This window comes from Microcoleus sp. AT3-A2, from assembly GCF_036705685.1.
Taxonomy (GTDB): Bacteria; Cyanobacteriota; Cyanobacteriia; order Cyanobacteriales; family Microcoleaceae; genus Microcoleus.
In genome coordinates this window covers 1-5,322 of the sequence record NZ_JAUBVF010000117.1, presented here as the reverse complement: position 1 = coordinate 5,322, position 5,322 = coordinate 1, and the positions used below count along the sequence as shown (strand labels likewise).

The 5,322-nt window shown below is 49.8% G+C and carries 1 protein-coding gene; it reads left to right on the top strand.

Translation table 11 applies throughout. The features are described 5' to 3' along the window. Positions 1-728: 728 nt before the first annotated feature. On the top strand, positions 729-5,322 hold a 4,594-nt coding region (locus QUB37_RS29030; protein WP_333168638.1), incomplete at its 3' end, for a DUF4347 domain-containing protein.

Below are 5,322 nucleotides of genomic sequence, written 5' to 3'. Positions count from 1 at the left end.
GAGGTTTTGGCTCAGGTTTTTGGGGCTGATAATACTATTACTTCTCTCGATTTTCTCACTCTGGCTCCTTAAGACAAAAGCGCCTTCAATATGCTGCATTTTTCCTAATATTATAGAACTCGATTTGTTATTAAATAAATCGAGTTTTTTAATATTTAAAAAGTCAAAAAAATCAAGCTAGTGAATTATTGGGTAATTCGACTTCCTGACGACCCTAAAATTAGTTTTTAATTAGTGATTTATTTCGGATAAAAGTCAAAAAAAGAAGTTGATAACTACAAAATTTATTATAACCATTGTTTGAGTGAAATATAGATTATCTGAGATTCTGCTGATTGACAGCCCTAAAATTGGTTTTGATAAGAACTCAAGTCTTAATAAAAATCTGATAAATTAAGCCACGCTTACTACACTAACGAATACTTGTCAACTGCTTTTAGGTAAAAAAAATCGAATTGCGCGGTGTATTTTCGTACAACGTGTGTGTTTTTTCTAATCGTAAAATAATTTAGCACCACGTCTGAATTGGCTGAAAAACCCCTAATTTACCAGGTAAATATAGGGAACTGCTACTTTTGGAAGATGTCGATCACAAAAAAATCGAAGTAAATAGAACTTGTTAACTATGCGAAGTAGAGAAATTAGCAATTAGAAATTTCCATTAGCAATTAACAATAATATCTACCACTGAAGATTGAAAATTAACAAATCAAGGAGCTATGTAACTCATGAAAAATTTATGGTGCAACTACTCTTCGCCAATTCACAAATCAAGTTGCGATCGCTGTGACACCGACTGCATAAAAGCTTCTTTGATTGGGGCGCAGTTAGTCAGTGATCGGGTGATCAATATTTCCTGTTTAACAAAAGGGAGTCCGGGCGTCAAGACTAAACCTAAAAAACATTTAGTTTGCATCGACCCGAGGGTAGAGAATTATCAGCATCTTGCCAGCGGAGTCAAACCAGGGACAGAGATAATTGTCCTGGATCGAACTCTGGACGGAGTAGAACAAATTACCGAGATCCTAGCTAAACGCAGCTTAATTGCCAGCCTTCAGATAGTTGCTCACGGCAATGAAGGTTCTGTGCAACTGGGGTCAACTATACTGAAGGATGAAAACTTACCAAAGTACGATCGGCATTTGCAGCAGTGGCACAAGGCCTTTAGTGAAAAAGCCGATATTTTATTATTAGCGTGCAGGGTTGGGGCTGGAAAATCCGGGATTGCTTTCGTGCGGAAGCTGAGAGAATTAACAGGCGCAAATATAGCCGCTTCCAACAATTTAATTGGTAGTGAAAAATTAGGAGGGAACTGGCAATTAAATATTAGAGCAGGACGAGTAAAAACTGCAATAGCTTTTGAAACAAAAACCCAGGAAACTTACAGCGCTGTCCTCGTCACTTTAGTTGACGAAACTTTTCAAGACGCAAGTCTAATAGGGCCTTGGATATCTGGGGTCAGCGGCCCGTCAGACCTTCCAGCTTTAACAGCAGGAACCGGAACGGAGAGTTTTCCGGGTTTGAACATCGACCCGCTGGGCACCGGGGCTTTGAGATTAACTTCAAGGAGTTTTGACCAATCTACCTTTGCCATCTATAACAGTCAGGTACCAGTCAGCAGCGGTCTTAAAATTGTCTTCGATATATTTGCCTACAACGGCACTTCACGTCCTCCGATTCCCGCCAATTTGACAGGGGACGGCATAAGTTTCTTTTTAATTGACGGTACTGTGACGCCAACAAAAGCTGGAGGCTTTGGAGGTTCTCTCGGCTACGCCCAAAATACAGACGAAAATCAGTCTGGTTTACTCGGAGGTTATTTAGGAATTGGATTTGATGAATTCGGAAGTTTTTCAACTCAAAATGAAGGGCGTGTAGGTGGAATTCCGGGTGGGATTAGACCAGACTCGGTAACGCTTCGAGGTAGCGAAGCTAGTGAATATAAGTTTTTAACTTCTAACTTTGTGCCGGGGGGAGTAGATAATATTCCCAATTTCGTAACTCCGCCGATCAACCCAATTACTACCACTCGCGAACCAGCCAGAAGAAGAGTTCAAGTTATTTTGCAACCTCCCACTTCTGCAACGCCAAACCGTCTCACTGTTAACTTTGATCTCAACAATAATGGTGTGTTTACAGATGAGGGCGAGACTATTATCGACATTGCAAATTTAGAAGAGGAGATAAACGAGCCAATACCGGCAACATTCAAATTTGGTTTTGCTGGTTCAACGGGAGACGCAACAAATATTCACGACGTTCGCACTTTGTCTATCCAAACTATAGACGTGCCGCTTACTACAGCAGATGTTGCCTCAACGAAAACAGGCCCGGCGGCAGCGGCACCGGGTAGCAGCATTACTTACACAATTACGACAGTAAATAACGGCCCGAACGACGCCGAAAACGTGGTGGTTGAAGATCAATTGCCCGATGGGGCAGTATTTGGCAGTGCCGAGGGCGACGGCACTTTCAACCCGACAACGGGACTGGTTTCCTGGAATATTCCGAATTTACCGGTTGGGGGCAGCGAGACCCGCACAGTAACTATTACGGCCCCAACTACACTCGGCCCTATTACCAACAGTGTATTCAGCAGCAGCAGCACGATCGATCCCGTACCCGCTAACAACAGCGGCAGCAGCCCGGAGGCGAGAGTCACCACCACTATTACGAACGATAGCGCCGATGTAGTGACGGTCAAAAGCGGGCCCCCTACAGCGGCCGCGGGCTCGACTGTCACCTACACAATTACGGCCACTAACAGTGGGCCGAGTGCGGCAACCAATGTGGCGATCAGCGACACCATTGTTCCTGGTTTAACAGGAGTCAGCGTCTCGGAGGGCGGAAGTTACAACGCAACGACAGGTATTGTGACTTGGACGGCCATCCCATCCCTAGCCACCGCAGCCAGCGCCAACAGAACCGTCAGTTTCGCAGTTCCCGCCACCGGGGGCACCGTCGCCAACACTGCTAGCAGCACCTCAACGAGTCCAGACCCCAATCCTGCCAACAACAACGGCAGCAGTTCGCAGGCGCGAGTTACCACTGCTATCACCCAGAGTGCCGATGTAGTGACGGTCAAAACCGGACCCGCTACTGCGGCGGCAGGTTCGACTGTCACCTACACAATTACGGCCACTAACAGTGGGCCGAGTGCGGCAACCAATGTGGCGATCAGCGATACCATTGTTCCTGGTTTAACAGGAGTCAGCGTCTCGGAGGGCGGAAGTTACAACGCAACGACAGGTATTGTGACTTGGACGGCCATCCCATCCCTAGCCACCGCAGCCAGCGCCAACAGAACCGTCAGTTTCGCAGTTCCCGCCACCGGCGGCCCCATCGCCAACACTGCTAGCAGCACCTCAACAAGCCCAGACCCCAATCCCGGCAACAACAACGGCAGCAGCCCGTCGGCGCGAGTCACCACTACTATCACCGATAGTGCCGATGTAGTTACGCTCAAAACCGGGCCCGCTACTGCGATCGCCGGATCGACTGTCACCTACACCATTCTCACCGAAAACAGAGGGCCCAGTACCGCCACCAACATCACCGTTACAGACACCATCGTTCCCGGTTTAACGGGGGTCACAGCATCTAACGGAGGTGTTTACAACCCAGCCACAGGCATTGTCAGCTTTCCGCCCATTGCCAGCTTAGCTGACGGCTTGACTGTCAGCCGGACTGTCAGATTCCCAGCCCTGGCGACCGGCACTGTCAGCAACACGGCGAGAAGTACCTCAACAAGCCCAGACCCGAATCCCGGCAACAACAACGGCAGCGAGCCAGGTGCAACTGTTACCACCAGCATCGCCGCTGCCCCGACTCCGACTCCCCCACTCCCACCGACTCCGACTCCCCCACCTGCACCGACTCCGACTCCCGCCAACCTACGGCCGATAGCTAACAACGTCAACCTCGAAATCGCCCCCAGCAGCACTGTGGCGATCGCAGGACTCGGAGGAAGTGATCCCGACGGTTCGATCGCATCCTTCACCATCAACACCGTCCCACCAGCAAATGAAGGGCTGATATTTTTAGGCAATCCCGATACCGGGGGCACGATTGTCACCGCCGGTCAAATTCTGACACCTGCTGACATTAACCAATTATTTTTCCAATCGACAACCAACTTTACAACAGCAAATTTCACCTACAGCGCTACAGACAACCAGGGCGCTACCAGCCGCGCCAGGGCTACTGTATCGGCACTGGAGCCGGTGCCAAACAAACCGCCAGTAGCTAACAACGTCGACCTCGATATCGCCCCCAGCAGCACTGTGGCGATCGCAGGACTAGGCGGCACAGATCCAGACGGGTCGATCGAATCTTTCACCATCAACACCGTCCCACCAGCAAATGAAGGGCTGATATTTTTAGGCGATCCCGATACTGGGGGCAGGATTATCCGCGCCGGTCAAATTCTGACACCTGCTGACATTAACCAATTATTTTTCCAATCGACAGCCAACTTTACAACAGCAAATTTCACCTACACCGCTACAGACAACGAGGGCGCTACCAGCCCCGCCAGCGCTACTGTCTCTGCCATTCCCCTGAACGAACCAACACCACCAACACCAACACCAACACCAACACCACCAACACCACCAACACCAACACCACCAACACCAACACCACCAACACCACCAACACCAACACCACCAACACCACCAACACCAACACCACCAACACCAACACCAGCGCCAGAACCAACACCACCAACACCAACACCACCAACACCACCAACACCAACACCACCAACACCACCAACACCAACACCAGCGCCAGAACCAACACCAACACCACCAACACCACCAACACCAACACCAGCGCCAGAACCAACACCAACACCGACGCCCATACCCGCGCCAAAACCAACACCACCAACACCGACGCCCATACCCGCCCCAGAACCAACACCAGCGCCCGAACCAACCCCCATATTCAACCCAGTACCCGAACCCGATACCAGTTGCGGTTGCGACCCCTTGCCCCAACCCCCTCTGATCAGATTTATCCCACCCCAGCCTTCACAAATACTCAACTTCGACTCCAACGCCGCCCAACTCATCGACATCCAAAACACCAGCATCGGGACTTCCGGCAACGATTCCTTAACAGGAAACGAAACCAACCAACTGTTTCTCTCAAAAAGTGGCGACGACACAGTATTAGGTGAAGGCGGCAGCGATATCGCTTTCGGCGAACAACAGCGAGACTTCATCGCAGCAGGACTCGACAACGACATCGTGTACGCCGGCAAACAAACCGATGCCGTATTTGGCGGCAAAGCGGGCGATCGCATTTTTGGTGATC